Here is a 21,377-nt window from a genome sequence, read left to right as displayed (position 1 = left end):
TTTAATTATGCCTCGTTCTCAAATGTTCACTACATCCTTTAACTTTCAAGAAGTTTACCCCTGTCCCGTCTGTGGGGTAGGTCAAGTTTCTCATATGCCAATGATGGAGACTATGGCTTGTGACTTCTGTCATGAAATTTTTACTGTCAACCTAGAACAACAACAAATTAAGATGCCTTCTCGGCAACCGCCATTAATTTGGCGATGGAATGGCTTCACCTGGACGGAACCTCAATTAGAAGGGGTGGAATTGGGTTGGGGTTATGGCCTAGCAGCAATTGCTTTTGTAGTGCTTCCCACAACTGTAGTTGGTCTAGCTGCTTACTACTTGCTCCCCATATCTGATGATCCCATTACTTGGTTACCATACATCTGGACTGTACTAACTTTTCTATTACATTTATCAATTATTCTCTGGATTGTAGTGGAAATTTATCAGTTTCCGGTTGTCGCTTATTTGAGAGCTATAAATGGCTGGAGACATAGGATGATGGAGAGATAGTTTGTAAAAAGCTAAAATTTACCGATTAAAAGCCAAAAAATCAAAAATAGCCATGGAAAACAGTTTTCAATTTGTTTAGTTCGCCTCTTTGCCGGTAGATATGTTGAATTTCTTATGGGCAATATACTAGATGAACTGGGAAAATGACCATAAGGCCGTTTAGGAACAAGTACATCGATACAAAACTATAGGTTTAACCAGGCGATGGCCTTAGAGTTTCCGTGTATACAAAGAAGGTATATTGTTGTAAAGTTCGCCGCCAAAAAGGTTATTTATGAACCGAGTTAGGGTAGACAGGCTTGTATAATATTTAGACTTGATTTAAAGTTCAGTATTGAATTGAAAGCACATAGGGAGAAGGTATTCTTAAATGTATGCCTATGGGAGAGAAACAGCCCACGGGCTTGACCAAAACAGAAATTAGAACCAATTCCAATCTCATCAGTAGATTTGAGGAGGTTTTATCCAGCGACTGCATCACTCATACTTAATTGGATTGTTGAAAGAAATATCTTATGAGCGAGATGGAGCAGTATTATAGAGTTTTAGAAATAGAACCTGGAGCAACACTTGAGGAAGTCAACCAGGCTTATAAAGACTTGGTTTTTATTTGGCATCCTGATCGTATTCCTCAAGACAATATCCGCTTACAAAAGAAAGCCCAAGAAAAGCTCAAAGCTATTAATGAAGCTCGTGATCAATTGCGCTCTTTAAATGGTAAGTACAGAAATACTTATCATTCTCCATCAGTAACTCAACAAAAAAAAACACCTCAAAGTACGTACAAACCGCCCAGTCCTAACCCTGATTTAAGTGGTAAAGATTTTAGTGGCTCTAACTTAAGCAACAAAGATTTATCTGGTAGGAACTTGAGTTACGCTAACTTGAGTGGCGCAGACCTGAGTGATACTTTTATGCATAAAGTTATTCTCAGAGGTGCAAATTTATCTGAAGCAAATTTGTTTCGAGCTAACTTACTTTTAGCGGACTTGAGAGAAGCCAACTTGCGCTCCACTAACTTGATTGGCGCAGATCTCAGTGGGGCGGACTTGCGCGGGGCAGACTTGACAGGAGCGCGGATTCGTTCTGGCGATCGCCTACTGGTAAAATTGATTGGTGCTAATTTGGCCGGTGCAATTATGCCTGATGGTATGATCCATAATTGACAGTGCGATTCGTTCTCTTGAAATGAGATAAATGCTCAGGGATAAGAGACAACACTGGTTTAAACACCAGATTCTTGACAAAGACAACGCCTCACCAATTGTTAACATCAGAGATGCACATGTATTTATGAACATTTCCATTATTGGTTGTGGTTACGTTGGTTATGCAGTTGCTCAATATTGGCAGCAAAGAATGACTTTCATGGTTACAGCTACTACAACTACTCCTGAACGTGTCCCAATTTTACAAAGCGTAGCCCAAAAAGTTGTAGTTTCCTCTGGTAGTGATTCACAAAGACTCAAATATCTATTGCAAAATCAAGATGTTGTGCTGTTGACTGTTGGTGCAAAAAAGGCAAATTCATATCAAGAAACTTATTTCAATACTGCCAAGACTTTAGTTGAACTTTTACCCGAACTTCCCAGCATCAAGCAACTAATATACACTGGAAGTTATTCAGTTTATGGTGACCACAACGGCGCCTGGGTAGATGAAGAAACTCTGCCTACACCAAGCCATGAGAATGGAAAAATCCTCAAAACAACTGAGGATGTATTGCTAGGAGCTTCTAGTGACCACCTGCGTGTTTGTATCTTGAGGTTGGGAGGTATTTATGGACCTAACAGGGAACTAATGAAAATATTTAGTCAAGTTCCTGGTACAACTCGTCTTGGCGATGGTGAAGATGTAGCTAATTGGATTCACCTGGATGATATTGTAGGGGCAATAGAATTTGTACGTCAACATCACTTGCAAGGTATTTATAACCTGGTAGATGATTCTTATCTTACCAGTAGAGACTTGCTGGATACCTTGTTACAAAAACACAATTTACCCAGAGTAAAATGGGATAACACTTTCAAAAGCAGTCGTTTATATAATGCTAAAGTAGCAAATCAAAAAATCAAAAAGGCTGGATATAAATTAATTCATCCACAAATGATTTTTTAATGTAAATGTTAAATCAATACTATGGAAGACACACTAAATATTAGAATATCTCCTACCCAGTTTTATACCTGGAAAAATTATCGTTGCGCCTACGACCTACATGAACCAGTTAATTCTAATAATGAGGGTCTACCTTTACTTTTAATTCATCCCATTGGTGTGGGTTTGTCCCGGCAATTTTGGCAAAGATTTCGCAGCAAATGGTATGCAGCAGGTCATAAAAATGCTATTTACAATCCTGACTTACTAGGATGTGGTGATAGTGATATGCCCCATGTAGCTTATACTCCTAAAGATTGGGCAGAGCAACTAAATTACTTTTTACAAACAGTAGTAAAACAAAATGTTGTGATTGTAGTGCAAGGAGCTTTATTACCTGTCGCCATAGAGTTAGTACAAAAAAAATCAAATTTAATTGCTGGACTGATTTTAGCCGGGCCTCCAGCTTGGCCGGTGATTACTAGAAGTTCATCAGCATGGCAGCAAAAAATTGCTTGGAATCTCTTTGATTCGGCTTTTGGTAATGCTTTTTACCGCTATGCGCGGACAGAAAAGTTTTTGCGTTCTTTTTCGGCTCGCCAGCTTTTTGCTTCGGAAAAAGCTGTAGATAAAGAATGGTTAAATATGTTGTTAGCTGGGGCGAAAAATCCTGAAACCCGCCATGCAGTGTTTTCATTTTTAGCTGGGTTTTGGCGACAGGATTATGGTGGTTATCTTGCTTGTATCAAACAGCCAACATTAGTAGTTGTAGGAGAAACTGCATCAAGCATTAGCAAGGAAGGTCAACAAGAAACACCAGATGAACGCCTGGCTGATTATCTATCGTGTTTACCTCAAGGTACTGGCATTAAATTACCTGGTCGCAATGTCTTACCATATGAATCAACTACAAAGTTTGTAGAAGCGATCGCAGCATTTATTACCAAGCTCAAAGCTGTAAGTTAAATCAAACCCCCACAAATAGCTAGAATCAGAATGTTTACTTATTTGTGCTGATGTTGTGACCACCATATCTTGTCCCCGTTGCTATCAACCAGTTGATGGTCAGGCAATTACTTGCCCCTATTGTCGTACAACTCTCAAAGCTTATGGTCATCCAGGGATTCCACTGCACCGGGCTACTGGGAAAGAGTACCTATGCGACAGTTGCACATACCACATGGATAATACTTGTAACTTTCCTCAACGCCCCTACGCCAAAGATTGTACCTTGTACGAAAATTTGGCAGAGAGCAAGTTAAGATTACCAAAGCAACTTAACCCCAGTAGCTTGGGTGCAAGGAGGAAAAATTGGGTTAAACGCAATCAGTTTTTGTTGCTGCTACTTAGTTTATTATTTGTCTGTTTTCTCATAGCTTTGTCCAGTGCTTGATTAAAGCTTAAAGGGTGGGAATTGTCATAGTTTCATGAGCAGTGGACTCAGCGGACATTTCTGAGTTTTCCTCAAATAAAGTTAAGTCGAACCAAAAAGTAGTACCCACTCCAACTTCACTCACTAGATGCATTTGACTGTGATGCCTTTCCATAATATTTCTCACAATGGATAGACCTAGGCCAGTGCCTTCTAAAGTGTGAACTCGGTTTTCTACACGGAAAAAACGGTCAAAAATCGCCTGTTGGTCTTCTGGAGCAATTCCAATACCTGTGTCGGAGATTTCCACCCGCACTTGAGGCAGGTGAGTCTGTGAGTTAGAATTGATATCTTCTAATTGATAGGCGCGAATTGCCACCTGACCACCGGAATGAGAGAATTTCAGAGAATTACCCACCAAGTTAGCTAGTACTTGTAATAGCAAATCATAATTGCCCATAACTAACGGCAAATCAAGGGCTACTTCTTGAATTAGTTCAATACCCTTGTCCTTAGCATTGAGTTGGTAAGTACGCAGGGTTTGCTCAATGGCTTGTGCTAAATCCACCCCACCAAAATTGTAGCTGCGCCCAGATTCTAGCTTGGACAAATCCAAAACATCGTTAACTAAACGGGTAAGTCTATCGGTTTCATGATTGACTGTTTGTAAAAAATCCTGTCGTTGTTCTACACTCAATTCTTCGCCATACTCATGTAAAGTTTCAATAAACGATTTGATATTAAATAAAGGCGTTCGTAATTCATGAGAAACGTTACTGATAAATTGGCTTTTGGCCTCGTTCAGTTCTACCTCACGAGTGATATCTTGAACAGTGATAGCAATACCTTTGATGCTTTCCCGTTGTGAATTGAGTACAGTAGTCAGGAGAATGCGGACGGTGCGCTTAGTGGGTTCCTTTAAATGAATACGGAACTCGGAACTTTCACATTCACCTGCGGCCATTTCGTACAAAGGACGGCTAATTTCCATCTGCACAGGCGGGGGCAAATGATGTAAAACATTGCCACCCTCAACTGCTACCCCTTCCCAGCCAAAAATTCGCCGCGCTGTGGGGTTAACTAAAATCACCTGCATACTGTTATCAATCAAAACTGCACCATCAGCGATGGTAGAAACCAGTGTTTCCAGTTTAGCTTTTTCCGCAGTTAATTCTTCAATGTTTTGCTCTTCATAGCGCTCCAAACGCTCTGCCATTTCATTAAAGCTGAGAATTACCTCTCCCAGTTCGCCACCTAGAGGTAAATCAATGCGCTGCTTAAAATTACCAGCGGCAATTTGTTTTACTCCCACTAGTAGTTCTTTAATAGGCTTAGTAATTGTCAAAGCGTTGATTACTCCTGCCAAAATCACCATGACCCAAATGGTGATAAAAACCGCAATAGTTACATCACGGGTGAAATTAGTGGAGATAACTGCGGTTTGGTTAGGATTAATGCCAATTGCCAATACACCCTGATATTTTTGATCCACAACTAGGGGAATAAAAACATCAGTGACTACGCCATCTGGGGTCATGTGTTGCCGCACCATCGGCCTTTCCCGGTCACTGGTGTAATCTTCTGGCAATTGTATTCGTCGTTCGATTGTTAGGGAGTTTTCAACCTCTGGTTCCCAAAAAGGAATACCAAAAAATATTTTTCCACTTTGATCGGCGTACAGCATATAACGGACGCTAGAGGTACTGCTGTAGAAGCGTTGGGAAAATTGGGCAACCTCAGTGTAATTGTGATCAGCTATGAGGGGAGCAACGTTTGCAGCAAGTAGTAGTCCCAGGTCACGACCAAAGCGAGTATCATTCATTCGGGCATCTTGCTGAATTGTGTTCACAGCCCAGAATGTCAAACCACTCATTACCAATGACACGACCAAGGTGGCAACAGCCAAAAGTTTGGTCTGGAGTGTGAACTCCGACCACCAGTTAGCAACCGCTTCTCGGATTGTTTTTAAAAGAGCCAGCATTTTAAATAAAGTTGTTAGTAGTTTTGGTTGTTTAACCCCAACAACTAAAAAATTAACAGTTAACTTGATGTTGAATATGTTGACACTGTTTCTACTTTACAGAAAGATGGTCAATTAGTGAAGATTTTAATAGATGCACTAGGTGTAGTACATTGTTAATCTTACTGGAGTATACCACGTTTATGGGAAAATTGTAACTGTCCTACTGCTATGTATTCCCGTTGTATGGATGGATAACACTGCTTGGTTTAAACTTAGTACCCCTAGCCAGTGCCTAAGTGGAAAGTGTCTTCACTCATACTTATCTGCCAGAAAATAAACACACATAGCAGGAAATAGATACATATAAATTAAGGATTTTAACAATATCTCTGTTTTGGTTGTTTCCATCAAATGATTTAAATCCCACTAGATGTTAGAGGTTGCACTGGCCTTAACTGTGGTAATCACGATGATCTCGACGGTAACGCAGCCCAAAACATCAGAACAGAGAAAATCAGGATGCTCAAGGCGGATGGTTCAGCCGTTTCTGCTCTGGGGGGAGAGGTAAGACCAAGGGGGAAAATTCTGGTGTGCAGCAGTTCTCTGTGACTACAGAAGCTCGAATTATAGCCTCAGCTTAGTTAGAGTAGTTAACCCATGTTTTACACGTAAAATCACTAATTAAAATTTGTTGGAGACGCTGTTTACCCATAAACTGTCTGTTTGGCTACAATTAGGGTAAATAAATAGGGAAAGCTGTTAACAGCTTTCCCTAAATTCACCGGTAGCTCACACAAAGCATTACCTAAAAGGGTGGTGTGAAGTTCTTTGTTTGTGTCTTTTGCGTCCTTTGCTGTTCGTTACATAAACTAAAACTTGAGCATTGTCACAAGGCACATACATAGGCAGAATTTCTACTTCAAAACTCGATGACCGATATCTTTTCGGTAATATATTCCTTCAAATTGAATTGATTTGATTCCAATGTAGGCTTGAGCGATGGCTTGCTGAAAATTTTCCCCAATAGCAGTTACATTTAACACTCTTCCCCCATCTGTAACTATTTGTTGTTGCTGATTTAACTTTGTACCTGCGTGGAATACAGTGACTCCTGCTGCCTCAGCTTCTTTGATACCAGTAATCACTTTACCTTTTTCGTATTCGCCAGGATAACCACCTGAAGCAGCAACAACAGTAGCAGATGCCCCTGGTTTCCAAGCTATGGGGGGCATTTCGCCTAAACGCTGTTTTAGACAGGCTAGAATCAATTCCTCTAAGGGTGTGTCTAAAAGTGGCAAAATCACCTGAGTTTCCGGGTCACCGAAGCGACAGTTAAATTCTAAAACCTTGAAGTCGCCATCGGGTGCAATCATCAATCCCGCATACAGCACGCCTCGGTAGTCAATACCTCTGTTTCTTAAACCAGTGATCGCTCTTTCTAAAACTTGGGTTTGAATACGTGTCATTAACTCTGGTGTGGCAATAGGTGCGGGGGCGTAAGCTCCCATTCCACCAGTATTTTCCCCTGTATCCCCCTCCCCAATCCGCTTATGATCTTGAGCTGGTAGTAAAGGGCGAATGGTTAACCCATCGGTTAAGGCTAAAACTGATACCTCTTCCCCAATTAGACATTCTTCAACAACAACAAAATTTCCTGCGCTGCCAAACTGCCCTTGAAAAATAGAATCAATAGCATCTTCAGCTTGTTCTAAAGTTGTGGCAACTATAACACCCTTACCTGCTGCCAAACCGTCAGCTTTGACAACTATAGGTATATCCTGTGATTTGACGTAAGACTTAGCTGCTGTTGCATCTGTAAATACCGCAGCTTTCGCCGTGGGAATCCCCTCTTCTTGCATTAAAGCTTTTGCCCAAGCTTTACTTGCTTCAATCTGCGCTCCAGATCTGGCAGGCCCAAATACCATCAGCCCTTGACTTTGGAGGTAATCTGTGATTCCTTTGGCTAGGGGTACTTCTGGTCCTACTACCACCAGAGAAATACCATTTTCTAGAGCGTATCTGCTCATACCCTCAAAATCATCTACAGCCAAAGGCAAGTTACGACAGCGTTGCAAACTTGCCGTCCCCCCATTTCCGGGCACACAGACAATCTGCTCAACTTGCTGAGATTGCAACAGTTTCCAAGCTAGAGCGTGTTCGCGCCCCCCATTACCGACAACTAAAACTTTCACTGATTTCCTCGTGGGTTCTAAAGCAAGAACATCCTAGTGGCTCTCACTGATCAATTTTTTCATCAAATATTACGCCAGTGCAAGCCCCTAATCATACTCGCTGCTAATCCCATTAAAGGTTATACTAATTGAGCTCGTATATTTCGCGAGTAACCTCTTTTTTTTAAGAAAAATAACATTTTGGGTGTTTGCAAAATTATGTATCCAGGTTTTCAGTATTTATAATTAATTTTTCTAACTTAGAATAATTAACTGGTCAAAACTTAATAAGTATTGAAACGTAAATGTTCTACAGCAGTTTTTATCGAGATAAAATACAGATTTATCTGTTGTAGATGTTAACTTATGATGATGGAAACTAAAATCATATCAATAAATAGTAAACATGGCTAAAATTATTGTTACTGGAGCAGCCGGCTTTATTGGTTCCCACCTTGTGGAAACATTACTAAAACAAGGAAAAGAAGTAATCGGGATTGATCAATTTAACGATTACTACGACCCGACGTTAAAGTACAAAAGTATTGCACATTTACTCAGTTCACCTCAATTTACTTTAATTGAAGGAGATATTCAATTTTTAGATTGGCAGGCGTTGCTGGAAAATGTTGGGGTGATTTACCATCAGGCCGCACAAGCTGGGGTAAGAGCTAGTTGGGGTCAATCATTCCGTAATTATACGGAACGTAATATTAGTGCAACACAAATTTTGCTGGAAGCTGTCAAGGATGCTAAAAACCTGAAAAGATTAGTATTTGCGTCTACATCAAGTGTATATGGAGATGCAGAAACATTACCCACCCATGAAGAAATTCCTCCCCAACCAGTTTCTCCTTATGGTATTACCAAACTAGCAGCAGAACGTTTGTGTAGGTTATATCACAAAAACTTTGGTGTACCTGTTGTGGCATTACGCTATTTTACGGTTTATGGTCCCAGACAGCGCCCGGATATGGCTTTTCATAAGTTTTTCAAGTCTATTTTGCAGGATGAGGCAATTTCCATTTACGGAGATGGACAGCAAACGCGAGACTTTACTTTTGTCAGTGACATCATAGCTGCCAATTTAGCTGCGGCCACAGCACCACAAGCAGTGGGTGAAATATTCAACATTGGTGCTGGTAGTAGGGTAGTTTTAAACGAAGTTTTGGACACTATGGCAGAAATAGTTGGCAAACCAATTAAAAAAAATTACATCGAAAAAGCAATGGGAGACGCAGGTCATACTGCGGCTGATGTGTCGAAAGCCCGACAAATCTTAGGATACCAGCCGCAAATTCTGTTAAAAGAAGGTTTGACACAAGAATGGCAATGGGTGAAAGCTTTGTATAGTTAATCAACAGCACTCAGTGTTGCGAGATAATAGTTGCAGATCCATAGTTTGGGTCAAGTAAAAACTTGTTTAAATTCTGGTCATATTCAAAATATGCCACCACAGGAAAGAATGTATAACTGTGGAAGCTGTGGACATTCCATGGATAGGGATCTTAATGCGGCGATTAACTTATAGGGTTTGGCTGAAGCGTGAAAGCTTACTGAGAGATGACCTCTCCCATGCTCCCATTGAAGTGACAAATAAATGTCTAGAGTTGTTTAGCTTTTATATAGCAGCCAATTAATAGTAGAACAAAGTGTCAGCAACCCAATGATATGAGTTAGATATATCAAGGGAATAGAGGCAAAAGAACGGCGATTGGTAATGGCTACGAGAACGAGGGTAGAAAACAGGAGATTGAGCGATCGCAATGTGGGATTGATAGCAGCAATTGCGGTTAAAAAACCACCAAATAAGAAAGTTAGCAGTTGCCCGTATTGAGCTAATTTTCGATAGCGGGCGTAATTTATCTTCTCAGTTATTGCCACCATGAAAATTAAAAAAGGAAATAAAGCTACACTCAATAACGCCCAAGGTTCATTTTCCGCATTTGTGAGTTTAACGCCAATCGCGATCACCTTTTCCTGTAATGCAAACGGTACTAATCGCCAAGTCAGCCAAATTATCTGTAAGTCAATGGCAAACAATACCGCCAAGTCAACTGCTAAAGTATATCTTTTTAAACGATTACCCAGGTACCACACAGCGAATCCACTGACAACTATTGCTTGTCCAGGTTGATTTACTACTGTTATTAGCCAGCCAAGGAATAGTAAGATGCTGCCCAGGGTTTGCCAGGGAAATAAGGGAAATGAAGGATGTCTGTATTGTGCCAGCCAAGTTGCCAGCCAACCGCAAATCCCAATGGCTAAACCTAACTGAGTGACATCTACTCGAGTAACAAAAATTGCTCGTACTAATAGTAATGCCAATCCATACACAATGACGGCAGCGAATAAACTCATCCCCAGTTTTCCCGGCTGCTGGCTTTGATTAACTGAAGTAATTGGGGGCTGCTGTTGGTAACGATTGAGATTAATAGTAGTGATAGTTGTTGCTAGGGTTCCTAAGTAAATGGCAATTACAGGAAAGTGATGTACTTGCCAACCCCAATGCAAACAACTTAACGTTAGGATATTTACTAGCTGTGATTTGGCTGTTGTTATATTGGCAAATACAACCGGATTTTTGCACAGTGCAGATGTGATCAATGTGAGGGCAGGGCAGGCCATGGCCATTGTTAACCGACCACCATAATTTTCCCACAACTCGAAGCTATCCATTACCCAAAAGTTCATCGGTACTAACAAGAGGGTAAAAATTAGAAATGTTCGAGCTGTTGACTTGAGATTATTTTGCTTGCTAGCCCAAAAGCCGAGCCCCCAGAAGCTCAATGTATAAGCGAACAATACCCCATACTGCCCAGAGGCGGGAAACCGTTCCCAATGACTCGCAGCCAGAACGCCAGAGGATACCAGAACTAGAAATAAACCCAATAACAGTAGCCAGTGGACTCTCAATTGTGCCCCCAGGGACTGGAAAATCCAAGGGGCAAGGTTGGGTTGGGGAGGTTTTTTTGGGGTTTTTATGCGAATACTCGGTGCTACAGCTGCTAGGGGTAAAGGTTGTAGAGGCTCGGAGATGATCAATCTTTCCGGTTCAAATTGCACTGGACAGACGAGAAACTGTTGGCATACCTGCCTGACTAGACTATCGGATATCAAACCTAACTGCAGCCATATGTCCAACCCTTCTAGGAGTTTAGGATGGGAAGATGGTAGCCCGAGTAAAATTTTGGAAGAGCGGTCAACTAGCAATGACATAAGCCATAATCGTATCGGTAGATACTTAAATCATTATTCGTAAATAATGGATTTATGCACTTACTGTGACACTTATTTTTGTTGACTACTCGGGGCAAATACACTAATTCACTATTAAACTGCACTTAGTCTCTTATCTTTGTTAAATTACTTGAATTTTTAATCAGAACAGGCATGTCACGGAGGATACAATGAACTTGCTTAAGATTTAGTGCAAAGAGAATTTATATTACATCGTGATTTCTTTTTGCTGTTGATAGAGTGTTTTAAATAAAGCTTGTTGGACTTTATGGTCTACAATTGGCTGAGGATAGCTAAGACGGTGGCGTTCTAATGAGGAAATTTTACCAGTCACTAAATACTCTGTATCTACAGAGCGCAGTTTTGATACCCATTGGCGAATATATTCCCCCTCGGCATCAAATTTTTGTGCTTGACTAGCTGGGTTGAAAATCCTTAACGGCTTCGGGTCCATGCCGCTAGAGGCACTCCATTGCCAGCCGCCATTATTGGCGGATAAATCACCGTCAATTAGTTTCTGCATAAAATATTTTTCTCCCCATTGGGGATTGATGATTAAATCTTTAGTTAAAAAACTAGCTACAATCATTCGACAACGGTTGTGCATCCAACCAGTTTCATTTAGTTGGCCCATTGCGGCATCGACAATGGGATAGCCAGTTTTTCCTTCGCACCAAGCCTGAAAATGTTTTGGGTTATTTTGCCAAGGAAAGTTTTTGAAGCTGTCCCGGTATGCTCCTTGGGCTAATTGCGGAAAGTGATACATGGCGTGTTGATAAAACTCCCGCCAGGCTAATTCCTGTTGCCATGTGCGGATACTTCCTTGTGCTTCTTCGCTGCGGCTATGTTCTTGGGCCTCTAAGGTAGCTTGCCACACGGTACGAATACCAATAACTCCAAATTTCAAAGCTGCACTTAATCTTGATGTACCATCAACAGATGGGAAGTTACGCTGTTCTTTGTATTCAGTGATGTTCTGTGCAATAAATTCCTCTAGTTTCCCTTGTGCTGCGGTTTCTCCTGGTGAAATAATTAATTCCCTATGCCAAATAAATCCTAAGTCTTTGGCTGAGGGTAATTGAATTACTCCTGCTTGTTTGGCAATTTCTTGTTCGTTCTCTGTTAATCCTGTGGCATTTTCCAGAGTTGCTAATGGTTTCGCCTTGGCTTTGCTGCTCCAATTTTTCCAGAATGGGCTATATACAGTGTAAGGACTTTGACTACTTGTGTGAATTTCCTTTGGTGAGTGGAGAATCTGATCCCAACTTTGGTGCAAAAACTCAATGCCTTTTTCTTTGAGGGCATCAATCACTAGGCGATCGCGTGTTTGGGCATAGGGTTCTACATCCCAATTCCAAAATACTGCTTTAGCATTTAAAGCTTTTGCTAAAGCTGGTATGGTTTGTACAGGATTGCCACGCAGTATTAACAATTGACTCCCCACTTGAGTATATCGGTGTTTGAGTGCATCTAAACAGCCGATCATGTATGTTACTCTTGCCGGGGCTACATCATCTCGTTCTAGAATGTCAGGGTCAAGGCAAAATACTCCCACTACTTTTGCACTCCGCTTTCTGGCCGCATCTAGTCCTGTATTATCAGAAATACGTAAATCACGACGATGCCAAAACAAAATTAAGTCAGACATTCCACAACCCTCTTAGTTCTTTTGTACTAGATTAGCCCCTGATGGTATCTATTGAGGGTCAATTTGTTGAGAAGTTTCTGCCGATATTTAAATCGCCGGACTACACGGGGTAGAATATCATCAAAGCAAATCTCCGGTATGTCTATCGGGATTATGGCTTATCGTGAAAGTGAAGTATAATTTTCTGAATTCCCAGTAGTTAATTAGTATCTTGGTTATGGCCACCTTATTACTAGACGACGGCACCATCAATAGGGATTTAAATGAGATAGTGCAAGAACTTGCAGCCCTTAGCATCCACATCAAACACTATGACCCAGGAACATCATTGCTCTTTCCCCATCTCCTAGAACAAGAGGTTTTAATTGATTCGGAGAAACAGCATATAATAGGATTACACAATAGTGTTTTTGAATTGATCCAACAGCAAAATGGCTATTTGTGGTGTGATTTGCTAAACTTGCATCCAGGCTTGCCTAATCTTGAAAATTTAATCGCTACTTACAGCCGTTACCATAATCATAATGCTCCTGAAGCCCTTTACATACTGGCAGGAGAAATGATTTTTAGTTTTGTGAAACCCGATAATGGTCAGATACATCTGTTACTTCAGTCCCAAGACTATATACACATTTCCGCAGGTGTAGAGCATTGGTGTAGTCCTACAGCATCATTGCACTGTAAAGCAATACGCTATTTTACAACAGTAGAGGGATGGGTTCCTAATTATACCGATACTCAGTTGAGTGACTCTCTTTACAAACCACATTAATACCGTTAATTTTATGCGCTCAAAGGAAAAGGGAACAGTCAACAGTCAACAGTGAAAAGTTATTTGTAGGAGTGCAAGAACTTGCACCCTTACTTATTCTATTTTTTCCGGGGGTAGTTAAATTGTTTTGGGAATTTTCCCGGCGAAATTCTGCAAATGTCTGTATTTTTGGTTTTTTAATCCCTGAATTAGTGTATTGGCTTGGGAGGCGATGGCTTGCCAATTTCCTTCCCTAACAAGTTTTGCAGGAAATAATTGACCACTCAACCCAACAGCCATTGCCCCGGCTGTGATAAAGTCTTGGGCATTTTCCAGAGTCACCCCCCCAGTAGGAATCAAAGGAATCTCACCGAGTGGACCTTGTAAACTCTTAATATAATTAGCTCCTCCCACTGCCTGTACCGGAAACACTTTTACAGAGCTAGCACCCTGAGTCCAAGCGGTAACAATTTCTGTAGGGGTCATGGCACCGGGTATAATGGGGACATCTTTTGCCAGTGCGGCTTCAATCATCGCTGTGTCAACGTGGGGTGTGAAGAGAAATTGCGCTCCACAAGCGATGGCATCTTGTAGTTGTTGGACATTGAACAGGGTACCTGTACCAATCATACAGTCTGGTAATTCTGCGCGTAGTTGAGTGATTAATTCCCCAGGGCGATGGCTATTCCAGGTAATTTCAATGAGGTGCATTCCCCCAGATAGTACAGCCATTGCCATTTTTTGAGCCAACTTTATATCTGAGGCGCGGATGACTGCGATCGCTCGGTGTTGTTGCAACTGGGATAACCAAACTTGATCAGGCATTGAATTGATTTGATTGCTAAACTGAGTGGTCATTATCCCCAATTTATCAAGACCATCAACAAGATGTGAAACAGTTAAAGTAGCTCTTCCTATAGGGATATTCACACTTTTAGTATCATGCAACCTTAGCCAGATGGAATCAGAGGTTGAGATTTTTAAGCTGAATTTAGTAAGATCCCAAATCTAACAGGCGTGAAACCGTATCGAACTTAACTTGCGCGGTGATACAGAATTTAGAACCCATGGGGGTATTTCTTCATCATTAATTCCTATGCTTGACGCAACTATCACCAACATAGTCGCTGCAGTGCGCGGCTATGCACACCAATTAACAGGGGCAGATCAAGACTATGACCCATTGATAGATTTAATCGGCAATGCGCGTTTCGTCTTGATTGGGGAAGCCTCCCACGGTACTCATGAATTCTATGAGCAACGGGCTGAGATTACCAAGCGGCTAATTCAAGAAAAAGGGTTTACAGCAGTGGCGGTGGAAGCCGATTGGCCTGATGCCTACCGAGTAAATCGGTACGTAATGGGTATTAATCATGACCCTACACCATCAGAAGCACTCTTAAATTTCCAACGCTTTCCCCTATGGATGTGGCGGAATACAGATGTCCTCAATTTTATCAATTGGTTACGGGAATATAATGATAGCCTACCGGAAAATGCTACTAAGGCTGGCTTTTATGGGTTAGACCTTTATAGCATGTATGCCTCCATAGCAGCAGTTCTCGACTACCTAAATCAAGTTGACTCCGAAGCAGCCCAACGCGCCCGTTATCGCTATTCTTGCTTGGAGCATTTTGGCGAAGATGCCCAAGGCTATGGATATGCTAGCAGTTTTGGCATTACCAAATCCTGTGAGCAAGAGGTAATTAATCAATTGCAAGAACTACAACGCCGGAATGCCGAATACGTACAACAAGATGGGCGAGTTAAAGCTGATGAGTTCTTTTATGCCGAGCAGAACGCTCGACTAGTGAAAAATGCCGAGCATTACTACCGTTCCATGTTTCAAGGGCGAGTGTCTTCTTGGAATATACGCGATCAGCATATGGCAGAAACCTTGGATGAGCTGGTTGCACATTTAGATCAACAAGGTCAACAAACCAAAGTTGTGGTTTGGGAACACAACTCTCATTTGGGTGACGCACGAGCCACTGATATGGGGTCAGTGGGTGAGGTGAATGTTGGTCAATTACTAAAAGAACGCTATGGGAATGATGCTGTAAATATCGGCTTTACCACCTATACGGGTACCGTTACCGCAGTTTCTAACTGGGGGGAAACGGCTCAACTAAAACAAGTTCGTTCTGCCCTACCTGGAAGTTACGAAGCCTTATTCCATGAAACGGAACGACCGCAGTTTTTACTTAATCTCCGGGATGAGAATCGGGCAATTGTGGGTCTACGGCAGCCACGGTTAGAAAGGGCAATTGGTGTAATTTACCGACCGGAAACTGAGCGTATCAGTCACTACTTCTATGCTTGTCTCCCCGAACAATTTGACGCGGTGATTCACATGGATGATACCAAGGGAGTGCAACCTCTAGACCGCGTTCCCACCTGGGAAATGCGTGATGCACCAGAGACTTTCCCCTCTGGACTTTAGAGATGACACAGACCACACAAAGGAGATATAGCCATGACTGAAATAAATCAGGAAAGAGAAAAAACCAGGTGGTGGTAAGGGGGGAAGAGAGCAGGTGAGTGGTTCTGGTGTTTATCCTATGTGTGGATTATTGGAGCCTACGCCATTATTTTTGGTGTCTTACTATTAATTTTGGCTTTTCGCCTATGTGGTTGGGCAAGTGAACGCAGAATTTTTTAAATACCTAATCAATTAATTGGAGGTAACAATCATGGTATTAAGTCGCTGGGAACCTTTTAGAGAAATAGAAACCATCCAACGCCAGATGAATCGTCTACTTGATCAAATAGCAAGCCCAACGGAAACTGGCGACATCATAAGCGATAGACTGACACTTGTACCCCCTGCTGAAATTGAAGAAACTTCTGATGATGTCAGGCTGTGGATGGATATTCCCGGTATTGACCCTCAAAACTTAGATGTCAAAGTTGCCGCGGATACGGTTTCTGTAAGTGGTGAGCGTAAATCTGAAATTAGGGAACAAGAAACAAGAGGTATGCGCCGTTCAGAATTTCGTTATGGCAGATTTCAAAGAGTCATTCCTCTGCCGTCTCGAATTCAAAACGATAAAGTACAAGCTGAATTTAGAAATGGTGTTTTATGTCTCACCATGCCTAAAGCAGAAGAAGAAAAGACAAGAGTTGTCACCATTAACTTGTCAGGACAAGGGCAGCAAGGGCAAATTTCTGGAGGTTAGTCGCCTAGTTTTAGGATTTGACAATATTTGCTGGGCTGGATTGTAGTCACAGTGGATGACTGTCTACCAATGAGAAATTTGTGGATACGGATATCCACAAAGACAGCGGTCTGTTTTTTAACCAGCCTCATCCATGGTTCATCAATGATAAAATTACGTTAGCGAGGGAGAGAGAGAGCTTCTCTCTCTCCTCTAAAAAAGGCATTAGGAATTACGACCAAATCCTCCTCCCCCTGGGGTTTCAATGACAAAAACATCTCCTGGCTGCATTTGTACTGTAGCGCTACTGGGTAAATTCTCTTGAGTACCATCGTGATGTTCTATCCGGTTGTGTCCTAGCTTTCCCGGTTCACCTCCGTTTAAAGCAAAAGGAGGTACTAGGCGATGGCTAGAAATAATATTTGCTGTCATGGGTTCTAAAAACCGGATGCGGCGTATTACGCCATTACCACCGGAATGTTTACCTTTACCACCGCTATGGGGACGCAGACTAAAACTTTCTACTAACACAGGATAACGCGTTTCTAAAACTTCTGGATCAGTTAAGCGGGAGTTAGTCATGTGGGTATGTACTGCGTCAGTACCATCAAAGTTAGCTCCTGCTCCAGAACCACCGCAGATAGTTTCATAATATTGATAATCTAGATTACCAAAAGTCAAGTTATTCATTGTCCCCTGAGAACCAGCCATTATACCTAAAGCACCGTATAAAGCATCAACGATGGTTTGGGAAGTTTCAACATTACCAGCTACTACTGCGGCTGGATAAGTTGGATTGAGTAAACTGCCCAGGGGAATAATTATTTCTAAAGGTTTAAGACACCCAGCATTGAGGGGAATATTATCCTCGACTAAAGTCCGGAAGACGTATAAAACTGCTGCTTGAGTGACGGCTTTAGGAGCATTAAAGTTGTTATTTATTTGTGGAGATGTGCCAGTAAAATCAATGGTAGCGCTGCGATTGTCTCTGTCAATTGTGACAGTAACTTGAATTTTTGCACCATTATCCATGGGATAACTAAATGAGCCATTTTTGAGTAAATTTATGGATCGTCTCACTGATTCTTCGGCATTGTCTTGGACAAATTTCATATAAGTTTGTACTGTGTCAATGCCGTATTGAGCAACCATTTTTCGCAGTTCTTGTACCCCTCGTTCATTGGCGGCAATTTGGGCTTTAAAGTCTGCAATGTTTTGCTGAGGATTGCGTGCTGGATAGGGATGATTTGTGAGTAGTTCTTTGACTTGATTTTCCTGAAATTTTCCTTGTTTAACTAAGAGGAAATTATCAAATAAAATGCCTTCTTCTTCTATTGTGGTACTGTGGGGAGGCATGGAACCGGGGGTTATGCCACCGATATCAGCTTGGTGTCCACGGGCAGCAACGTAAAACAGGGGCGTGGAAGATGAATTGTTGTCTTCTAGAAAGACGGGGGTAATTGCTGTGACATCGGGGAGGTGAGTTCCTCCGTTATAGGGATTGTTGGATAGGTATACATTTCCTGGTTGAATAGTGTCGCCTTGATGGTTAATTAAGCTGCGGACACTTTCACTCATTGAGCCTAAATGTACGGGAATATGGGGGGCATTGGCGACTAATAATCCAGAACTGTCAAAAATAGCACAGGAAAAATCCAAGCGTTCTTTGATGTTTACTGATGCGGCTGTGTTTTGCAGTACAATCCCCATTTGTTCGGCAATGAACTGATAGAGATTTTTAAATATTTCTAAGCGCACCGGATCGGGTTGGTGTGTTATGCACATGGTTAAAAGTAAAAGTTAAAATTATATGATATGAAACTTAAACAGAAATTAATTCGCGCTGGGGTTTAGCGACTTACTCCGGCATTGCGCTTTGCAAAAGGGCTTTTTATAAAGCACCAGCACCCCAGGGTATTTTTGTCTTTGGCTAAACTTTCCAGCAAGTTATTGCCAAAAGTCACTGGGAGAAAGTGGGCTACGACTACCAAACAAGCCTTAGTATATCTAGTAAAGGACTAATTTTTTCCTTTCGCTGAACACTCAACCACGAGAATGTTCACACTTCCACCACTAAAACCAAAGGTGCCTTCATCTGGTGAAATAGCCTATAATCAGTGGTAAAGATAGTCTCAGCATTTGAATAAAATTAGGTGATTACGTTGAGTTAATTTTGCTTGCCAGTGAGGCTCAAGGACTATGGTACTAATTTTCTCTACGAGAATAGCAGGGCCATTAATCCTGTCTTCTGGTTGCAAGTCTTCTCGTTGGTAAACAGGTACATCATGCCATTGGTCAGAGGTAAACATTTTGACTCTCCCTACAGCTTTGGGTACTTGGTTCATCCCCCGGGTAGGAATAATTAAGGGTTCTTCTGGTGTATCGAGTTGTTGAATAAGTTCTACTGAAGCAGATTCGACAATTAGGGGTTTGTCTTCTTGAATGAAACCATAGCGAGATTTATGTTCAAATTCAAATTCTTGTCGCATGATTGCAATATCCAAAGCAAAATTGATGCTTAAAGTTGAATTAGTACCCTCGTATTTCAAGTTCACTTTTTGGACTACTAGCTGTTGACTAATTATGCCTTCCGGGGTTAATTCACTGCTAGCTTGGTTTTTTAATGTCTTCATTTGTTGCTGTAATTGCGGAATTAATTCCGGCGTTAAAGGCTGTTCTACTCCGAGTTCTCTAATAGCACGGATATCAGCTAATCCCATACCATAGGCGGATAAAACTCCAGCGTAAGGGTGCAAAAATATTTTTTTTATGCCCAATGTATCGGCAATTAAACAAGCAACTTGCGCTCCAGCACCGCCAAAACAACACAGGGTATATTGGCTAACGTCATAACCTCTTTGAAGACTAATCTTTTTGATAGCGTTGGCCATGTTTTCTACCGCGATCGCAATAAATCCTGCGGCTACTTGTTCTGGTGTACGATGGTTGTGTGTAATATCTGCAATTTCTTGGGCTAATTGGCTAAATTTCTGAATTACAATGTCTTTATCTAAAGGCAAATTACCTTCTAAGCCAAACACAGAGGGGAAGTGTTGTGGGTGAATTTTGCCTAACATAACATTGGCATCCGTCACCGTTAATGGCCCACCCCGACGGTAACAAGCAGGACCAGGATTTGAACCAGCTGATTTTGGACCAACACTATAACTAGAACCGTCAAAAAACAGAATTGAACCGCCACCAGCCGCAATGGTATTAATTGCTAATACGGGAACTCGCATCCTAGCTCCAGCAATTTCGGAATCTAATTGGCGTTCATACTCTCCTTTAAAGTGAGCAACGTCTGTACTGGTTCCTCCCATGTCAAAGGTAATTATTAAATTAAAGCCCGCTCTTTTACTGGTTTGGACTGCACCGACGATACCCCCAGCCGGACCGCTTAAGATACTATCTTTGCCTTGAAATTGTTGAGCTGCTACTAATCCACCGTCAGATTTCATAAACATTAATTTGACTTGGGGTAACTGACTGGTGACTTGGTTGATGTAGTGACGTAAAATTGGGGTTAAATAAGCATCTACAACTGTTGTATCACCCCGACTGACTATTTTTATTAAGGGACTAACTTGATGAGATACAGATACCTGGGTAAATCCGACTTTTTGGGCAATTTGCGCTATTTGTTGTTCGTGGTGAGGATAGCGATCGCTGTGCATACAAACTATGGCACAACTACGAATACCTGCATTGTAAACTTTTTGTAAATCCTGTTTGACTTGTTGCACGTTGACGGGAGTTAATTCTTGACCGTGGGCATCATAGCGTTCTTCTACCCCAATCACTTGTTCATACAACATGGTTGGTAAGGTGATATGACGGGCAAAAATATCAGGACGATTTTGGTAACCAATTCTAAGAGCATCTTCAAAGCCTTTGGTAATGACAAGAACGACGCGACTACCCTTTCTTTCTAACAGCGCATTTGTAGCTACTGTTGTCCCCATTTTCACTACTTCTATGGCTGCTGTGGGAATGGGTTCATTGGTGGATAAACTCATGATATCCCTGATACCTTGGATAACTGCATCTTGATATTTTTCGGGATTTTCTGAGAGTAGTTTATAGACTATTACCCATTTTTGCTCAGAGATAGGAACGGTTAAAAAGCGCTCGGGATGTTTAGAGAGTTTGTCTATAATTCTCTGGTCATCGGTGACAGCGACTATATCTGTAAATGTACCACCTCGGTCAGCGAATAATTTTAGCATTATTTATCAAAAAATCAATTAATTTAAGATAGCAAGGAAGTAATAGTTAAATTACCACTAACAAGAGTATCAAGACAATATTGATGGTCAAACCAAACAACAGAGCCAGAAATGTTGAATGTCGTTACAAAACTTTACATAGTTAGATATAGTAGTCCTATCAAAGGTGAAAATGTCAACATCTCATAATATCTTCCATCCAATGAACATAACTGATTTGTTGACACATACAAGCTTGAAGGTAGC

At 41.4% G+C, this 21,377-nt stretch carries 17 protein-coding genes; 10 read left to right on the top strand and 7 right to left on the bottom strand.

Annotated elements, in window-relative coordinates; all coding sequences use genetic code 11:
• The first annotated feature begins 7 nt into the window (after window positions 1–7).
• The 5 genes from NWP25_RS08850 to NWP25_RS08830 all read left to right on the top strand — a co-directional run bounded on the left by NWP25_RS08850 (window position 8) and on the right by NWP25_RS08830 (window position 3,992).
• The gene (locus NWP25_RS08850; RefSeq protein WP_280651141.1) at window positions 8–502 is read left to right on the top strand and encodes a hypothetical protein; all 495 of its coding nucleotides are present in this window, start codon (window positions 8–10) and stop codon (window positions 500–502) included.
• A gap of 515 nt (window positions 503–1,017) precedes the next feature.
• On the top strand, window positions 1,018–1,668 hold the full coding sequence (locus tag NWP25_RS08845) for a pentapeptide repeat-containing protein (protein ID WP_280699224.1): 651 nt from the start codon (window positions 1,018–1,020) through the stop codon (window positions 1,666–1,668).
• Window positions 1,669–1,795: 127 nt separating this feature from the next.
• A complete protein-coding gene (locus NWP25_RS08840) occupies window positions 1,796–2,620 on the top strand; it encodes an SDR family oxidoreductase (RefSeq protein ID WP_280651143.1) in 825 nt (274 codons plus the stop codon).
• Between the two features lie 21 nt (window positions 2,621–2,641).
• A complete protein-coding gene (locus NWP25_RS08835; RefSeq protein WP_280651144.1) occupies window positions 2,642–3,565 on the top strand; it encodes an alpha/beta fold hydrolase in 924 nt (307 codons plus the stop codon).
• A gap of 55 nt (window positions 3,566–3,620) precedes the next feature.
• Window positions 3,621–3,992, top strand: coding sequence for a zinc ribbon domain-containing protein (locus NWP25_RS08830; protein WP_280651145.1), 372 nt, complete (start codon window positions 3,621–3,623; stop codon window positions 3,990–3,992).
• A 7-nt stretch (window positions 3,993–3,999) separates the two neighbouring features.
• Here NWP25_RS08830 and nblS read toward each other — a convergent pair whose 3' ends face one another.
• Window positions 4,000–5,952: a two-component system sensor histidine kinase NblS gene (gene nblS / locus NWP25_RS08825; protein ID WP_280651146.1), complete on the bottom strand. Its 1,953-nt coding sequence runs from the start codon at window positions 5,950–5,952 to the stop codon at window positions 4,000–4,002.
• Between the two features lie 896 nt (window positions 5,953–6,848).
• The gene (gene purD / locus NWP25_RS08820) at window positions 6,849–8,126 is read right to left on the bottom strand and encodes a phosphoribosylamine--glycine ligase (protein ID WP_280699221.1); all 1,278 of its coding nucleotides are present in this window, start codon (window positions 8,124–8,126) and stop codon (window positions 6,849–6,851) included.
• A gap of 385 nt (window positions 8,127–8,511) precedes the next feature.
• On the opposite strand from purD, the gene NWP25_RS08815 reads away from it, so the two are divergent.
• The gene (locus NWP25_RS08815; protein WP_280651148.1) at window positions 8,512–9,462 is read left to right on the top strand and encodes an NAD-dependent epimerase/dehydratase family protein; all 951 of its coding nucleotides are present in this window, start codon (window positions 8,512–8,514) and stop codon (window positions 9,460–9,462) included.
• A gap of 90 nt (window positions 9,463–9,552) precedes the next feature.
• On the top strand, window positions 9,553–9,636 hold the full coding sequence (locus tag NWP25_RS08810; protein ID WP_313958977.1) for a zinc ribbon domain-containing protein: 84 nt from the start codon (window positions 9,553–9,555) through the stop codon (window positions 9,634–9,636).
• Between the two features lie 83 nt (window positions 9,637–9,719).
• Here the strand turns inward: NWP25_RS08810 and NWP25_RS08805 are convergent, their stop codons facing one another.
• Together NWP25_RS08805 and NWP25_RS08800 are read right to left on the bottom strand one after the other, a co-directional pair.
• A complete protein-coding gene (locus NWP25_RS08805) occupies window positions 9,720–11,324 on the bottom strand; it encodes a hypothetical protein (RefSeq protein ID WP_280656846.1) in 1,605 nt (534 codons plus the stop codon).
• A 229-nt stretch (window positions 11,325–11,553) separates the two neighbouring features.
• Window positions 11,554–12,993, bottom strand: a complete 1,440-nt coding sequence (locus tag NWP25_RS08800) for an FAD-binding domain-containing protein (protein WP_280651150.1) — start codon at window positions 12,991–12,993, stop codon at window positions 11,554–11,556.
• A gap of 217 nt (window positions 12,994–13,210) precedes the next feature.
• Between NWP25_RS08800 and NWP25_RS08795 the strand changes: the two genes are divergently transcribed.
• Window positions 13,211–13,765, top strand: coding sequence for an acireductone dioxygenase (locus NWP25_RS08795; protein WP_280656845.1), 555 nt, complete (start codon window positions 13,211–13,213; stop codon window positions 13,763–13,765).
• A 117-nt stretch (window positions 13,766–13,882) separates the two neighbouring features.
• On the opposite strand, the gene NWP25_RS08790 is transcribed toward NWP25_RS08795, so the two are convergent.
• Complete coding sequence (locus NWP25_RS08790; RefSeq protein WP_280651152.1) at window positions 13,883–14,569, bottom strand: bifunctional 4-hydroxy-2-oxoglutarate aldolase/2-dehydro-3-deoxy-phosphogluconate aldolase; 687 nt, start codon at window positions 14,567–14,569, stop codon at window positions 13,883–13,885.
• A 271-nt stretch (window positions 14,570–14,840) separates the two neighbouring features.
• Between NWP25_RS08790 and NWP25_RS08785 the strand changes: the two genes are divergently transcribed.
• Both NWP25_RS08785 and NWP25_RS08780 read left to right on the top strand, forming a co-directional pair.
• Window positions 14,841–16,187 (top strand): erythromycin esterase family protein, encoded by a 1,347-nt coding sequence (locus NWP25_RS08785; RefSeq protein WP_280651153.1) that lies wholly within the window; start codon window positions 14,841–14,843, stop codon window positions 16,185–16,187.
• A gap of 250 nt (window positions 16,188–16,437) precedes the next feature.
• Complete coding sequence (locus NWP25_RS08780; protein ID WP_280651154.1) at window positions 16,438–16,923, top strand: Hsp20/alpha crystallin family protein; 486 nt, start codon at window positions 16,438–16,440, stop codon at window positions 16,921–16,923.
• 204 nt (window positions 16,924–17,127) lie between these two features.
• Here NWP25_RS08780 and NWP25_RS08775 read toward each other — a convergent pair whose 3' ends face one another.
• Complete coding sequence (locus NWP25_RS08775) at window positions 17,128–18,687, bottom strand: hydantoinase B/oxoprolinase family protein (RefSeq protein ID WP_280699219.1); 1,560 nt, start codon at window positions 18,685–18,687, stop codon at window positions 17,128–17,130.
• Between the two features lie 347 nt (window positions 18,688–19,034).
• Window positions 19,035–21,131: a hydantoinase/oxoprolinase family protein gene (locus NWP25_RS08770; RefSeq protein ID WP_280699217.1), complete on the bottom strand. Its 2,097-nt coding sequence runs from the start codon at window positions 21,129–21,131 to the stop codon at window positions 19,035–19,037.
• Window positions 21,132–21,377 lie beyond the last annotated feature (246 nt).

The organism is Umezakia ovalisporum Ak1311 (assembly GCF_029891685.1).
GTDB lineage: Bacteria > Cyanobacteriota > Cyanobacteriia > Cyanobacteriales > Nostocaceae > Umezakia > Umezakia ovalisporum.
The sequence above is the reverse complement of the archived record's forward strand: the minus strand, read 5'-3'. Positions and strand labels throughout refer to the sequence as shown.